This is a genomic window from Bailinhaonella thermotolerans (assembly GCF_003594875.1).
In the GTDB taxonomy this organism is placed as follows: Bacteria; Actinomycetota; Actinomycetes; order Streptosporangiales; family Streptosporangiaceae; genus Bailinhaonella; species Bailinhaonella thermotolerans.
Map to the genome: position 1 here is coordinate 134,155 of NZ_QZEY01000005.1, position 13,916 is coordinate 148,070.

At 73.8% G+C, this 13,916-nt stretch carries 13 protein-coding genes; 4 read left to right on the top strand and 9 right to left on the bottom strand.

Annotation, left to right across the window (positions count from 1 at the left end):
* Positions 1–31 precede the first annotated feature (31 nt).
* On the top strand, positions 32–1,507 hold the full coding sequence (locus D5H75_RS15960) for an MFS transporter (RefSeq protein WP_119927255.1): 1,476 nt from the start codon (positions 32–34) through the stop codon (positions 1,505–1,507).
* Here D5H75_RS15960 and D5H75_RS15965 read toward each other — a convergent pair.
* Positions 1,479–1,976: a hypothetical protein gene (locus tag D5H75_RS15965; RefSeq protein ID WP_119927256.1), complete on the bottom strand. Its 498-nt coding sequence runs from the start codon at positions 1,974–1,976 to the stop codon at positions 1,479–1,481. The genes D5H75_RS15960 and D5H75_RS15965 overlap by 29 nt on opposite strands.
* Positions 1,977–2,210: 234 nt before the next feature.
* Here D5H75_RS15965 and D5H75_RS15970 point away from each other — a divergent pair, with 234 nt between their 5' ends.
* Complete coding sequence (locus tag D5H75_RS15970; RefSeq protein ID WP_147425171.1) at positions 2,211–2,870, top strand: DUF998 domain-containing protein; 660 nt, start codon at positions 2,211–2,213, stop codon at positions 2,868–2,870.
* 4 nt (positions 2,871–2,874) lie between these two features.
* Here the strand turns inward: D5H75_RS15970 and D5H75_RS15975 are convergent, their stop codons facing one another.
* The 4 genes from D5H75_RS15975 to D5H75_RS15990 all read right to left on the bottom strand — a co-directional run bounded on the left by D5H75_RS15975 (position 2,875) and on the right by D5H75_RS15990 (position 6,412).
* A complete protein-coding gene (locus tag D5H75_RS15975; protein ID WP_119927258.1) occupies positions 2,875–4,167 on the bottom strand; it encodes an adenosylmethionine--8-amino-7-oxononanoate transaminase in 1,293 nt (430 codons plus the stop codon).
* Complete coding sequence (gene bioB / locus D5H75_RS15980) at positions 4,160–5,275, bottom strand: biotin synthase BioB (protein WP_119927259.1); 1,116 nt, start codon at positions 5,273–5,275, stop codon at positions 4,160–4,162. The genes D5H75_RS15975 and bioB overlap by 8 nt, the downstream gene beginning before the upstream one ends.
* Before the next feature lie 187 nt (positions 5,276–5,462).
* Positions 5,463–5,864 (bottom strand): DUF6463 family protein, encoded by a 402-nt coding sequence (locus tag D5H75_RS15985; RefSeq protein ID WP_119927260.1) that lies wholly within the window; start codon positions 5,862–5,864, stop codon positions 5,463–5,465.
* The gene (locus tag D5H75_RS15990; RefSeq protein ID WP_119927261.1) at positions 5,861–6,412 is read right to left on the bottom strand and encodes a TetR/AcrR family transcriptional regulator; all 552 of its coding nucleotides are present in this window, start codon (positions 6,410–6,412) and stop codon (positions 5,861–5,863) included. The genes D5H75_RS15985 and D5H75_RS15990 overlap by 4 nt, the downstream gene beginning before the upstream one ends.
* 151 nt (positions 6,413–6,563) lie before the next feature.
* Between D5H75_RS15990 and D5H75_RS15995 the strand changes: the two genes are divergently transcribed.
* Positions 6,564–7,709, top strand: coding sequence for a MalY/PatB family protein (locus tag D5H75_RS15995; protein WP_119927262.1), 1,146 nt, complete (start codon positions 6,564–6,566; stop codon positions 7,707–7,709).
* 60 nt (positions 7,710–7,769) lie between these two features.
* Here the strand turns inward: D5H75_RS15995 and D5H75_RS16000 are convergent, their stop codons facing one another.
* Positions 7,770–8,564 (bottom strand): class I SAM-dependent methyltransferase, encoded by a 795-nt coding sequence (locus tag D5H75_RS16000; protein WP_119927263.1) that lies wholly within the window; start codon positions 8,562–8,564, stop codon positions 7,770–7,772.
* A 199-nt stretch (positions 8,565–8,763) separates the two neighbouring features.
* On the opposite strand from D5H75_RS16000, the gene D5H75_RS16005 reads away from it, so the two are divergent.
* The gene (locus tag D5H75_RS16005; protein WP_119927264.1) at positions 8,764–9,588 is read left to right on the top strand and encodes an NAD(P)H-binding protein; all 825 of its coding nucleotides are present in this window, start codon (positions 8,764–8,766) and stop codon (positions 9,586–9,588) included.
* 135 nt (positions 9,589–9,723) lie between these two features.
* On the opposite strand, the gene D5H75_RS16010 is transcribed toward D5H75_RS16005, so the two are convergent.
* Genes D5H75_RS16010 through D5H75_RS16020 form a run of 3 tightly spaced genes read right to left on the bottom strand, consistent with a single transcriptional unit; the run spans position 9,724 to position 13,801 of the window.
* Complete coding sequence (locus tag D5H75_RS16010) at positions 9,724–11,469, bottom strand: ABC transporter ATP-binding protein (protein WP_242454271.1); 1,746 nt, start codon at positions 11,467–11,469, stop codon at positions 9,724–9,726.
* Positions 11,466–13,208, bottom strand: coding sequence for an ABC transporter transmembrane domain-containing protein (locus tag D5H75_RS16015; RefSeq protein WP_147425172.1), 1,743 nt, complete (start codon positions 13,206–13,208; stop codon positions 11,466–11,468). Before D5H75_RS16015 ends, D5H75_RS16010 begins: the two co-directional genes overlap by 4 nt.
* Complete coding sequence (locus D5H75_RS16020) at positions 13,205–13,801, bottom strand: NADPH-dependent FMN reductase (RefSeq protein ID WP_119927267.1); 597 nt, start codon at positions 13,799–13,801, stop codon at positions 13,205–13,207. Before D5H75_RS16020 ends, D5H75_RS16015 begins: the two co-directional genes overlap by 4 nt.
* Between the last annotated feature and the right edge of the window lie 115 nt (positions 13,802–13,916).

The window sequence follows — 13,916 nt, forward strand, 5'->3', positions numbered from 1 at the left end:
CCGGGACCGCTTCAACGACAGCCTTGAAGTCATGAGTGCTGACGACAACGGGCGGCCCGCCACGGCCGAGGCCGCCCCTCGGGAAGACGGCCCCGGCGCGCCCGCCCCCTCCTGGGGAGAGCTGCTGGGGCCGGAGCACCTCGGAGCCGCGATCGTGCTGGCGGGCGGGGTGCTCGTGGGGGCGGTCAACATCTACCTGGCGTCGAGCCTGCTGCCGACCGTGGTGGCCGACATCGGCGGCGGCGGCTTCTACGCGTGGAACATGACCGTCTGCCTCGTCGCCATGGTGATCGCGACGATGCTGGTCAGCCGGTTCCTGGGCCGGTTCGGGAACGTCGGGGCCTACCTCCTCGGGTTCTCGGTGTTCCTCCGGGGCTCGGTGGCGTGCGCGCTGAGCCCGGTGATGCCGGCGCTGCTGGCGGGCCGCGCGGTGCAGGGGTTCGGGGCGGGGCTGCTGTCCGGGCTCGGGTTCGCCGTCATCCGCGCGGCGCTGCCGCCCCGGCTGTGGACGCGCAGGAACGCGCTGATGTCGGCGATGTACGGCGTGGGCAACTTCGCCGGGCCCGCCCTCGGCGGGCTGTTCGCCCAGTTCGGCTCGTGGCGCCTGGCGTTCGGGGCGATGGCGGCGATGGCCGGGGTCTGCGGCGTCCTCGTCCCCCGCGTGCTGCCGCGAGGCGAAGTCGTGGGCGCGCGCGAGCCGGTCCCTGTCGTGTCGCTGCTGCTGGTCACGGCGGCCACGGCGGCGGTGAGCCTGGCCGGGGTGCTGCCCGGCACGGCGGCGATGGCGGGCGGCGTCGTCGTGGCGCTGCTCCTGATGATCGTCTTCATCGCGCACGAGCGGCGCGGGGAGCGGCGGGTCTTCCCGGTCGCCGTCTACCGGGCGGACTCGCCGCTGAAGTGGATCTATCTCACGCTGGGGCTGCTCGCCTTCGGGGTCGCGGTCGAGTCGTTCGTCCCGCTCTTCGCCCAGCGGCTGGGCGGGCTGGCGCCGCTCGCCGCCGGGCTGTTCGGCGCGGCCGTCTCGCTGGGCTGGTCGCTGACCCAGCTCGTCAGCTCGTCGGCCACGCGGCGGCGGACCGTGCGCCGGTTGTGCGTCGCCGGGCCGCTGGTGCTGGCGCTCGGCCTCCTCGCGCACGGCCTGCTCCAGCGGCAGGACACCCCGCTCTGGCTGGTGATCGCCTGGGTCCCGGTGCTGTTCGCGGCGGGATCGGGCATCGGCCTGGCCTACCCCCACCTGTCGGTGGCCGCTATGACCAGCGTCCCCGACCCCGAGGAGGGACGGCGCGCGGCGGCGGCGGTCGCGACCGTGACGAGCCTGTCGATCGCGTTCGGCACGGCGATCGCGGGCGTCCTGGTCAACCTCGGGGGCGACTCGATGCTCGACTCGGCGCGATTCGTCCTGTTCGGCTTCGCGATCGTCTGCGCCGCCGGGGTCATCGCCGCCCGCCGTACGGCCGCCGCCCCGGCTTCGGGCGGGGTCAGCAGTAGTCCCCGAGGGCCTTTCTGATCTTGCTGGGGACGCCCGTCATCTCCTCGCCCTCGCAGAGGGCGTCGGTGCCGTACGTGACCAGGCGGAGTTCGCCCTTCTGCCGGCGCACGACCACGCGGGCCGGGTCGCTGCCCGGGTAGCGCATGGAGGTCGTCGCCCAGTCGCCTTCGCAGGTGATGTCGCGGGAGACGATCACGCCGCGGCTCCCGTCGTAGGCCGTGACGGCGTCGGCGATCTCCGCCGGCGAGGGGCACGCGGCGGGGGACGGCTTGCCCGAGGCGGGCGTGGCGGCGGACCGGGGGGCCGCGGAGGAGGAGGCCGGCGCCGGAGACGGGGACCTCGGACCGCGCGCGACGGGAGGCTCCTCCGCCGCGCGCCCCGCCCCGCCTCCCGCCCCGCCTCCCGCCCCGGCGCCGGACTGGCAGCCGGTGAGGGCTCCCGCGCAGGTGAGAGCGATGAGCAGGGTCAGCGGCCGGGACACGGACACGAGTCCTCCACCGGGTCGGGATTTCGCGCGATCCTATCCCGCGCCCCCCCATTCCGTACGCTGACTCCGGGAGGCGGCGCGGGCAGGACTCCAGGGCGTACGGCGACCGCCTCGCGGGGCCTTCCGCGCGGCGCGGCGGGCTTGGCATGATGGCCGCGTCATGATCACCAGCCGTCGCCTTCGGGGAGGCGCGCGGTGCCGCCGGAGCTCGCCCGGCTCATCTCAGGGGGATGGATGAACGTGATCCGGGTGGGCGCCGTGCTGTGGGTGCTGGCGCTCCAGAACCTCATCGTCGAGATCGTCGCGGCCGGCGCGTGGCGGACGCCGTACAGCTTCGGCGAGCACGCCATCAGCGACCTCGGCAACACCGCGTGCGCGCCGTTCGAGGGGCGGGACGTCTGCTCGCCGTTGCACGCGGCGTTCAACGCCTCGCAGGTGGCCTTCGGCGTGCTGATCATCGCGGGCGCGGCGCTGACCGCGCGGTGGTGGCCCCGGGGCAAGACGCGGACGGCCGGGCTGATCCTGCTCGGGCTGGCCGGGGCCGGGGCGATCGGGGCGGCGCTGGTGCCGGAGAACGTGGACCTCCCCACCCACAACCTGTTCGCGCTGGTGGCCTTCGCCGGGCAGAACATCGGCCTGCTCGTGCTGGCCGCCGCCCTGTGGCGGGTACGGCGGGGCGCGGCGGTGTTCACGCTCCTGTGCGGCGCGGTCGGGCTCGTGGCCACGGCGATGCTGGTCAGCGGGTCCTACGCGGGCCTCGGCTTCGGCGGGATCGAGCGGGTGGCGGCGAACCCCTTCGTGCTGTGGCTGCTCGTGACGGGCGTGCTCATCCTCGTCACCGCCCGCCGGGGCGCGGACGCCGCGCCCCGGCTCACGGGGGCCGCCGCCTCCTGAGCGGTCAGCCGGCCTCCGCGGCGGCGACGGCGGCGGCGCAGATCCGGGCCAGGTCCTCGTCGCCGGTGACGTACGGCGGCATGGTGTAGACGAGGTCGCGGAACGGGCGGAGCCAGACGCCGCGCTCGACGGCGGCCCGGGTGGCGGCGGCCATGTCCACCTCGTGGTCGAGCTGGACCACGCCGATCGCGCCGAGCACGCGGACGTCGCGCACGCCCGGGACGTCGCGCGCCGGGGCGAGGCCGGCCGACAGGGCGGCCGAGACGCGCCCCACCTCCGTGCGCCAGTCCGACTCCAGGAGCAGGTCCAGGGACGCGGCGGCGACGGCGGCCGCGAGCGGGTTGGCCATGAAGGTGGGGCCGTGGGCCAGCACGGGCACCTCGCCCCCGGCGATCCCCTCGGCCACGCGCTCGGTGCACAGCGTCGCGGCCATGCTCAGGTAGCCGCCGGTCAGCGCCTTGCCCAGGCACATCACGTCGGGGCTGACCCCGGCGTGCCCGGCGGCGAAGAGCTCCCCCGTGCGGCCGAAGCCCGTCGCGATCTCGTCGAAGATCAGCAGGACGTCGTGGGCGGTGGTCAGCTCGCGCAGCGCGGTCAGGTACCGCGGGGAGTGGAAGCGCATGCCCCCCGCGTTCTGGACCACGGGCTCCACGATGACCGCCGCGACCTCGTCCGCGTGGGCGCCCAGCACGGCGTCCAGGTGGTCCACGTACGCCTGCGAGAACTCGGCCGGGGGCGGGTCCGCGAAGACCTGCGCGGGCAGCGCCCGGCTCCACAGGGTGTGCATCCCGCCGTCGGGGTCGCACACGGACATCGGGTGCCACGTGTCGCCGTGGTAGCCGCCGCGCCAGGTCAGCAGCCGCCGCCTGCCCGGCAGGCCGCGCGAGCGCTGGTACTGCAGCGCCATCTTCATCGCGACCTCGACGGAGACCGAGCCCGAGTCGCTGAAGAAGACGTGCTGGAGCGGCTCCGGCGTGATCTCGACGAGCCGCCGCGCGAGCAGGATCGCGGGCTCGTGGGTGAGGCCGCCGAACATCACGTGGCTCATCCGGCCGAGCTGGTCGCGGGCCGCCGCGTCGAGCACCGGGTGGGCGTACCCGTGGATCGCCGACCACCACGACGACATGCCGTCCACCAGCTCGCTCACGCCGTACGCGGGCTGGGCGAGCCGCAGCCGGACCCCGGCGGCCGACTCGACCAGCAGCGGCGGGATCCTGCCCGGCATGGGCGCGTAGGGGTGCCAGACGTGGTCCCGGTCCAGCTCCAGGAGCCGCGCCGGGGTCAGGTCCTCACCCATCGGCGCCGGGCCCGTCGGCGGCGGCGGGCTCGCCCTGCCGTACGGCCTCGGCGCGGCGGGCCTTGGCGCTGCCCGCGCCGCGCCGCCGGATCGTCACCAGGTCGTGGCGGGCGGCGGGAAGGGTGGGCTCGTCCGCGCCCTCCACCACGAACCCGGAGTCCGCGATCATCTGGAGGTCGTCCGCGCCGGGCTGGCCCTCGCTGGTCAGGTAGTCGCCCAGGAAGATCGAGTTGGCCAGGTGCAGCGCGAGCGGCTGGAGGCTGCGCAGGTGGATCTCGCGCCCGCCGGCGAGCCGTACCTCCACGTCGGGGAAGAAGAACCGGAACAGCGCGAGGATCCGCACGCACCGGTCCGGCGTCAGCTCCCAGCGCCCGCCGAGCGGCGTGCCGTCGAACGGGATGAGGAAGTTCACCGGCACCGAGTCGGGGTCCAGCTCGCGCAGCGCGAACGCCAGGTCCACGATGTCCTCGTCGGACTCCCCCATGCCGAAGATCGCCCCGGAGCACGGGGACAGTCCGGCCTCGGTCGCGCGCCGCAGCGTGTCCACACGGTCGGCGAAGGTGTGGGTCGAGCAGATGTCGGCGTACCGCTCCTCGCTCGTGTTGAGGTTGTGGCTGTACGCGTGCGCCCCCGCGTCGGCGAGCCGCTCCGCCTGCCCCTCCCCGAGCAGGCCGAGGCAGACGCACACCTCGACGTCCGGATGGTCGCCCTTGACCGCCGCGATCGTGTTCTCGATGCGCGTGATGTCCCGGTCGCCGGGCCCGCGCCCGCTGGCGACCAGGCACACGCGCTTGGCCCCGGCGCGTACGGCGCGGCCCGCGTGCTCGGCGGCCTCCTCGGGCGAAATCCAGGTGTACTTGAGGATCTCCGCCTTGGAACCGAGCCGCTGTGAGCAGTACGAGCAGTCCTCCGGGCACATGCCGGACTTCATGTTGATGATCGTGTTGAGCTTCACCCGGTTACCGAAGAACTCGCGCCGGACCCGGGCCGCCGCCGCGACCACGTCCAGCAGCTCGCCCTCCCCGCCCAGGACGGCCATCGCCTCCTCGCGCGTCGGGGTCTCCCGCCGCAGCGCCTTCTCCGTCAGGGTCTCCAAGAGTGTCGTCACACCCCGACCCTCTCGCGGCAAGATCGGAAGGAGTAGAGCCCTTCCCTACAAGGTTCCCTCCCTCACCTTTGTCACCCCGCCGCCTTCCCAACCCCGCGAGCACGCCTCGTCACCTTGCGTCACATCGCCCCCTCGCCCGCCGTACGCCGGCGGCCCGCCGTACGGCGGGCGGGCGCGGCCGGATCGGTCAGGGGGCGGACGCGGCGCGGGGCTCGGCGCGGCGGGCCGCCAGCAGGGCCACGACGCCGATGGCGAGCACCGCCCAGCCCCCGGTGACGGGGAAGTAGATGACGGTCAGGGGGATGCCCATCGCCACGAAGAACCAGCCGATCTGGGCCGGGATGCGCCCGGTCACGCGGGCGACGTGGCGGGTGAGGGCGCCCAGCGCGAGCAGGGCGATGCCGCCGACCATGAACCAGACGGTCGAGTCGCGCAGGTCGTAACCCGGGGCCGAGGGATCGGCGGCGGTGGCGAAGAAGCCGCCACGGGCGATCTCGGCCCAGGCGTTGCGCTGCGCGAACGCCCAGACGAAGTGGAACGCGGACGTGATGAAGATCAGCCGGGGGACCCAGCGGGTCAGCGTGCTCATGCCTTCTCCTCCTCCTCGGGAGCCAGGCGCAGGGCCAGCGTGTAGACGTCGCGGAGGGCGTCCGGGCCGACGGGCGGCACCGACTGCTGCGCGCCGACGAGGACCAGGTGGAACAGCTCCGCCATCGGCTCGGCGTCGGGGACGCCCATCTCCCGGCAGAGGCCGCGCAGGTAGTCCACCCGCCGCCGGTCCACGCGCTCCTGCACCGCGTGGACCTTCGGGTCCTGGAACGCCCAGGCGCGCACGGCCGACTCCAGCCCGGCGTGCCGCGTCTCGTCCGCCACCACCAGGTCCAGCAGCCGCGCCAGCTTGGCCCGGCCCCCCTCGGGTCCCCGGGCCTCGACCTCGTCGATCAGCCGCCCGGTGTGCTCGATCTCGAAGTAGGCGAGGAGGTCCGCCGTGAATCCCGCCATGCCCTTGAAGTGGTGGTAGAAGGACCCCTTCGTCAGGTCGAGTTCCGCGCACAGCCGCTCGACCGTCAGCGCCCGCGCGCCGTCCCGGCCCAGCACGCGGAGCCCCGTCTCCAGCCAGTCCCGTTTCCCTGCCATGACCTGACCATACCATACCGTATGGTATGGCTCCGATGATCCGTATGGCCGCCGCCGCTCGTCCCTTGACACGGGAGCGGCGGCACGCGACAGCCGTACCGGCGCTTGAGACGCGACTGCTGCCTTTCGGGGCCTATGTCAGGATTTCCGGATGAGCACCGTTTTCGACATCCCGACCGCCGAGCTCCGCCGGCGGCGCAGCGCCAAGTGGACCACCTACCCCTCCGACGTGCTGCCGCTCCCCGTGGCCGAGATGGACGTACGGCTGGCGCCGGGCATCGCCGCCGCGCTGCACGAGGCGGTCGAGCGGGGCGACACCGGGTACGCCGGGGACGTCACCGAGCTGGTGGAGGCGTTCCGCGGGTTCGCGCTGCGGCGGTGGGGCTGGAAGGTCGAGCCCGACGGCGTGGCGACCTGCGCGGACGTCGGGGTCGGCGTCGTCGAGGTGCTGCGGCGGCTCATCCGGCCCGGCGACGGCGTGCTGATCATGCCGCCGGTGTACCCGTCCTTCTATCCCTGGCTGCGGGAGTCCGGCGCGAGAACCGTCGCCGTGCCGCTCATCGACAGGGAGCGGGGCGGGCGGCTCGACCTGGACGGGATCGAGCGGGCGCTCGCGGACGGCACGCGCGTCGTGCTCCTGTGCCACCCGCACAACCCCTTCGGCCGCGTGCACACGGCCGAAGAACTGCGCGCGCTGGCCGAGCTGGCGCGGACGTACGGCGCGATCGTGCTCTCCGACGAGATCCACGCGCCGCTGACCCACACCGGGCAGGGGTTCGACCCATATCTCACCGTCAGCGACGCGGCGGCCGAGACCGGGATCGCGTTCACCAGCGCGTCCAAGGCGTTCAACGTGGCCGGGCTCAAGTGCGCGCTGATCATCGCGGACGGGCGGCGCGACCTGCTGGGCGAGATGCCCGAGGAGCTGCCCTGGGGCGTGGGCCACCTGGGGCTGATCGCCTCGATCGCCGCGTTCTCCGGCGAGGACGCCTGGCTGGAGCGGCTGGCCGCGTCGCTGGCCGCGAACGTCGCCCTGCTGCGCGACAGGCTCGCCGAGGCCCTGCCCGGCGTCACGTTCCCCGAGCCGCGCGCGAGCTACCTGGCCTGGCTGGACTTCCGCGCCCTGGGCCTGGGCGACGACCCCGCCGCCGAGTTCCTGGCCCGCGCCCGCGTGGCCCTCGGCTCCGGCCCGGCGTTCGGCCTCCACGGGGAAGGCCACGCCCGCTTCAACTTCGGCTGCTCCCCCGAGCTGATCGACGAGGCCGTCACGCGCATGGCGCGCGCCCTGCGCTCCTGACGGCCCTCCCGGTACGGCGGAGCGCGGCGCCCGCCGTACCGGACGCGCAGGGGGCCGGGGTCAGGCGCGGCAGACGATCTCGCCGTGGAGGAGGGAGAACCAGCCGTCCTCCGCGGCCGCCCACTCGCGCCAGCCGTCGGAGACGCGGCGCAGATCCGCCTCGGTGGCGGCTCCGGTCGCCAGCGCCTGGGCCGCCATCGCCGAGGACAGGACGCGGTCGGCCCACATGCCGCCCCACCAGGCGCGGTCCTCGGGCGTGGCGAAGCACCAGGTGGACGAGGTCGCGGTGACGTCCGTGAAGTCGGCCTCCCGCGCCCAGGACAGCAGGCGCCGGCCCGCGTCGGGCTCGCCGCCGTTGCCGCGCGCCACCCGCTGGTAGAGCGCCATCCACTCGTCGAGGGCGGGCACCCGGGGGTACCAGGCGAACGCGGCGTAGTCGCTGTCCCTGGCCGCGACGATCCCGCCGGGCCGGGTGATCCGGCGCATCTCGCGCAGCGCGCGCACCGGGTCGCCCAGGTGCTGGAGCACCTGGTGCGCGTGGACGACGTCGAACGCCCCGTCGGGGAACCCCGTCGCGTGCGCGTCCGCCACCGCGAAGTCCACGTTCGCGACCCCCCGCGCCGCGGCCTCCGCCCGGGCCAGCGCGAGCGCGTCCTCGGTCACCTCGGTGGCCGTCACGTGCGCGACCCGGCCGGCCAGGTCCATGGTGATCGTCCCCGGCCCGCTCCCCACGTCCAGCAGCCGCATGCCCGGTCCGAGGTGCGGCAGCAGGTAGGCGGCGGAGTTCTCGGCGGTGCGCCACCGGTGCGAGCGCAGCACGGACTCGTGGTGGCCGTGCGTGTAGACGGCGTTCATGGGCAACCCCTTCGTTCGGCCCGATCACCGAACCCTAGCGCGCGTCTCAGATATCAAGAAGTTTCGTCTCTCATGTCGAGACCCGCTGCTCAGCGGGGCGTCTCGTCCGGAGCGCTTCGATTTCTAGTGGAATGAATCATTCCGTTCCTGTATAGTGGAACTGAACATTCCGTTCGGATAAATCTCGAAGGAGAGCACCATGACCTACCTCGTCACCGGCGCCACCGGGACCGTCGGCCGTCACGTCGTCGAGCAGCTCGTCGAGGCGGGTCACGCGGTCCGCGCCCTGTCCCGGACGCCGGAGCGGGCGAACCTGCCCGAGGGCGTGGAGGTGGTCGGCGGCGACCTCGCCAAGCCGGAGACGCTGGAGGCCGCCTTCGCCGGCGTCGTCGGCGTGCACCTGATCAACTTCGCCGGGGACGACTACGGCGCGCTGGAGAACGGGCGGCGCATCGTCGAGCTGCTGGTCGCCAACGGCGTGCGGCGGGTGACCCTGCTCGGCGGGCGCGAGGAGGGCGAGCTGGAGACGGCCCTCGCGGCGAGCGGCATCCAGTGCGCGTACCTGCACCCGGTCGAGTTCATGTCCAACACGCGGCTGTGGTGGGCCGAGGCGGTGCGCACGGAGGGCGTGGTGCGCGAGCCGTTCGGCGGCCGGCTGAGCGCGCTCGTCCACGAGGCCGACATCGCCGCGGTCGCGGTGGCCGCGCTCACCGAGGACGGCCACGGCGGCAGGACGTACACGATCACCGGTCCCGAGGCGCTGACCACCACCGAGAAGATCCGCATCCTCAGCGAGGCGGTCGGCCGCGAGATCGGGTTCGTGGAGCTCACCGAGGAGCAGGCGCGGGAGAAGTGGAGCGCCGAGGGCATGCCCCCGCCCGTCATCGACTTCCTCATCGACGCCCTCGGCAACACCCCCGAGGTCGGCTACACCGTCGTCCCGACGGTCGAGCGGGTCACCGGCCGGCCCGCCCGCACCTTCGCCCAGTGGGCCGCCGAGAACGCCGGCGCCTTCCGGTCCTGACCGGCTCGGCGGCCGTGCGACCCGCGGCCCCGGGGACCCGCGCCCCCCGGGGACCCGGGCTCCCAGGACTCCGCGGCCCCTCCCTCGCCCGGTACGGCTCGCGCGCCGTGCCGGCGCGAGCCGTACCGGGCGAGGTCACGCGGCGGTGGGGAGCTGGGCGGCGGTGAGCCGGGCGTAGTGGCCCCCGGCGCGCAGCAGCTCGGCGTGGGAGCCCTGCTCGACGACGCGGCCGTCCTCCATGACCAGGATGAGGTCCGCGTCGCGGATCGTGGACAGCCGGTGCGCGATGACGAAACTGGTACGGCCCTCGCGGAGGGCGGCCATCGCGCGCTGGACCAGGACCTCGGTGCGGGTGTCCAGGGAACTGGTCGCCTCGTCGAGGATCAGGATCGCCGGGTCGGCCAGGAGGGCGCGGGCGATGGTGACGAGCTGCTTCTCCCCCGCGCTGAGGTTGCCGCCCTCGTCGTCGATCACCGTGTCGTACCCGTCGGGCAGGGTGCGGACGAACCGGTCGAGGTCCACGGCCTCGGCCGCCGCCACCACCCGCTCGCGCGTGGCCCCCGCGGCGCCGTACGCGATGTTGTCGGCGATCGTGCCGTGAAAGAGCCAGGTGTCCTGGAGCACCATCCCGAGGCGGCTCCGCAGGTCCTCGCGGGTCATGCGGGTGATGTCCACGCCGTCGATCGTGATCCGCCCGCCGGTCGGCTCGTAGAACCGCATGATCAAATTGACCAGCGTGGTCTTGCCGGCGCCGGTCGGCCCGACGATGGCCACCGTGCGGCCCGGCTCCGCGACGAGCGACAGGCCCTCGATGAGCGGGCGGTCCGGCTCGTAGCGGAAGGCGACGTCCTCGAAGACCACGCGCCCGGCCACCCGCTCCAGGCGGGCCGGCTCGGCCGGGTCGGGGATCTGCTCCTCCTCGTCCAGCAGCTCGAACACGCGCCGGGCCGAGGCCAGCAGGGACTGCGTGAGCGTGGCGGTCTGCGCGGCCTGGTTGACCGGCTGGCCGAACTGCTGGGTGTACTGCAGGAACGCCTGGATGCCGCCGATCGACAGCGCCCCCGCGGCCACCCGGAGCCCGCCGATGACCGCGACGAGCACGAAGTTCAGGTTGAGCAGCGTCATCATGACGGGCCCGACCAGGCCGGACAGGAACTGCGCCCGGAACGCCGCCCGGAACATCGCCTCGTTGTGCTCGGCGAACCGCTCCGCCTCCGCCTCCTGCCGCCCGAAGACCCGGACCAGCGCGTGCCCGGCGTAGACCTCCTCGACATGGGCGCTCACGCGGCCGGTCGCCGCCATCTGCTCGGCGAACCGGGGCCGGGCGCGCCGGGCGAGCAGCCGGGCCACGACGACCGTCGAGGGCACGGCGACCAGCGCCACCAGCGCGAGCAGCGGCGAGGTCCACACCATCATCGCCAGCACGCCCACCAGCGTGAACAGCGCGTTGAGCAGCACGCTCAGCACCTGCTGGAGGTTCGTGGAGAGGTTGTCCACGTCGTTGGTGGCACGGGAGAGCACCTCGCCGCGCGCCTGCCGGTCGAAGTACGCCAGGGGCAGCCGCGACAGCTTCCCCTGCACGCGGTCCCGCAGCCGGGCGGCCAGCCGCTGCACGACCGAGACGGTGAGCCGCTGCTGCACGGCGGTCGCGGCGAACGACAGCAGGTAGAGGGTCAGGACGAGCTGGATCGTCCGGCCCAGGGCGGTGAAGTCCACGCCGCCGCCCCGCGTCCCGGAGATGATCAGGTCGGTGGCCGAGCCGAGGATCTTCGGCACGACCACGGTCAGCGCGACGCCGAGCCCCGCGAAGACCAGGGAACCGGCGAGCGCGGCGCGCTCGGGCCGCATCAGGCCCAGCAGGCGGCTGACGGTGCCGTTCACGCGGCCTCCTCCTCGGTGAGCTGGGAGAACACGATCTCCCTGTAGGTCCGGCTGGTCCGCATCAGCTCGTGGTGGGCGCCGACGCCGGCGACCTCGCCCTCGTGGAGCACGACGACGCGGTCGGCGTGCCGCGCGGTGGCGACCCGGTTGGTCACGAGCACGACGGTCGCCTCCCGGGTCTCGCGGGCCAGGGCCTCGCGCAGGGCCCGCTCGGTCACCACGTCCAGCGCGGAGAACGTGTCGTCGAACAGGTAGATCCGGGGCCGGGCGACCAGCAGCCGGGCGATGGCCAGGCGCTGCCGCTGCCCGCCGGAGAAGTTCGTCCCGCCCTGCGCGACCTCGGCGTCCAGCCCGTCCGGCAGCGCCTCGACGAACTCGCGGGCCTGCGCCACCTCCAGCGCGTGCCACAGCTCGGCGTCGGTCGCGCCCGGCCTGCCGTACGACAGGTTCGAGCGCACGGTCCCGGCGAACAGGTGGGAGCGCTGCGGGGCGATCCCGGCCAGGCCGACCAGGTCGGACGGGCCGAGGTCGCGCACGTCCACGCCGTCGATGAGCACGGTCCCCTCGGTGGGATCGGACAGCCGGGGGATCAGGCTGAGCAGCGTGGACTTGCCGCTGCCGGTGGAGCCGACGATCGCGGTGGTCTGGCCGGGACGGGCGGTCAGGTCCACGCCGCGCAGGACGGGCCGCTCCGCGCCGGGGTACCGGAAGCCGACCCCGCGCAGCTCCAGCACGCCCCGCCGTACGGGCGGGGAGACCGGCGCGGCGGGCGGGACCAGGCTGGAGCGGGTGCCCAGGACCTCGCCGATGCGCTCGGCGCTGACCTGCGCGCGCGGTGCCATGATCACGGTGAAGGTGGCGAACAGCGCCGAGCCGAGGATCAGCGCCAGGTAGTTCAGGAAGGCGATCAGGGTGCCCGGCCGCATGGAGCCGTCGTCGATGAGGTGGCCCCCGATCCAGACCGCGGCGACCGCCCCCAGGTTGGAGACGAGCATGCCCGCGGGGAACATGAGCACCATGAACCGGGACGCCTTCAGCCCCGCCTTGGTCAGCCCCTCGTTGGCCTCGGCGAACCGCTCCCGCTCCCGCCGGTCCCGCACGAACGCGCGCACGACCCGCACCCCGGCGATCTGCTCGCCGATCACGCGGTTGACCTGGTCGAGCCGGCCCTGCATGACGCGGTACGGCGGGCCCATGCGCCACAGGAGGAATCCGAGCACGCCCACCATCGCGGGCAGCACGGCCAGGAGCAGGGCCGACAGGCGGGGTTCGAGGCCGAGCGCCATCGCGATGCCGCCGATGAACATCATCGGGGTGGTCGCCAGGCTGGTCAGGGCCATGAGGACGAGCGTCTGCACCTGCTGGGCGTCGTTGGTCGAGCGGGTGAGCAGCGTCGGCGCGCCGAACGCGGCGATCTCCCTGGCGGACAGGCCCTGGACCCGGGTGAACACGGCCGCGCGCAGGTCGCGGCCGATGGCCATGGCCGTGCGGGCGGCGAAGTATCCGGCGGTGGCCGAGGCGGCGAGCTGGGCCAGCGTCGCGCCGAGCATGATCGCGCCGGAGGACAGGATCGCGCCCGTGTCGCCGCGCAGCACGCCCTCGTCCACGATGCGGGCGTTGAGGGTGGGCAGCAGCAGGGCGGCCACGGACTGGGCGAGCTGGAGCACCATCACCAGGGCGATCGCGCCGCGGTAGGGGCGGGCGCGCTCCCGGAGGAGCCGGAACAGCACCGTCCTCACCGGCCGATCGGGCGCGCGGCCCGGGCGTCGCGCAGCGCGTGGGCCCACCAGGTGAGCTGGTCGAGCATGACCTTGGCGGCGGCGTTGCAGCCCTCGGGTTCCCTCGGCCAGGAGCCGTCCTCGCCGAAGAGCTCCCAGACCTGGCTGAAGGCGACGCTGTCGCGGATCGTGGTCGCGCCCACCTCGGTGAAGACCGGGCGGAGCTGCTCGGCGGCCATGACCCCGCCGAAGCGCATGCTGCCGTAGGACACGAACGCGACCGGCTTGTAGCCCCATTCGCCGGGGCCGTACGAGTCGATCAGCACCTTCAGCGCGGCCGGGTAGCCCCGGTTGTACTCCGGCACGATCACGACGAAGGCGTCGGCGGCCCTGAGCCGGGGCTGGAGGGCGACGACCTCCTCGGGCCGCTCGCCGAAGAAGTGCCCGCGCAGCCCGTCGGGGAGCGCCGCCTCGGCCAGGTCCACGACGTCCAGCTCGATGTCCTCGCGTGGTCCCGCCTGACCGACGAACCAGTCCTTCACCAGGTGCCCGATCCGTCCGTCCCGGACGCTGCCCACGATCACCACGACCTTCAGCGGCCTTGCTTCCGTCATTTCCGGTTCCCCTCGTTCGTCGGCGGTACGGCTCGCGTACGGCGTATCGCCGCCGCGTACGCCGTACCTCGTGAGTACACCGTACGCTCGCTGCGTACGATGTACAACTCCGAAT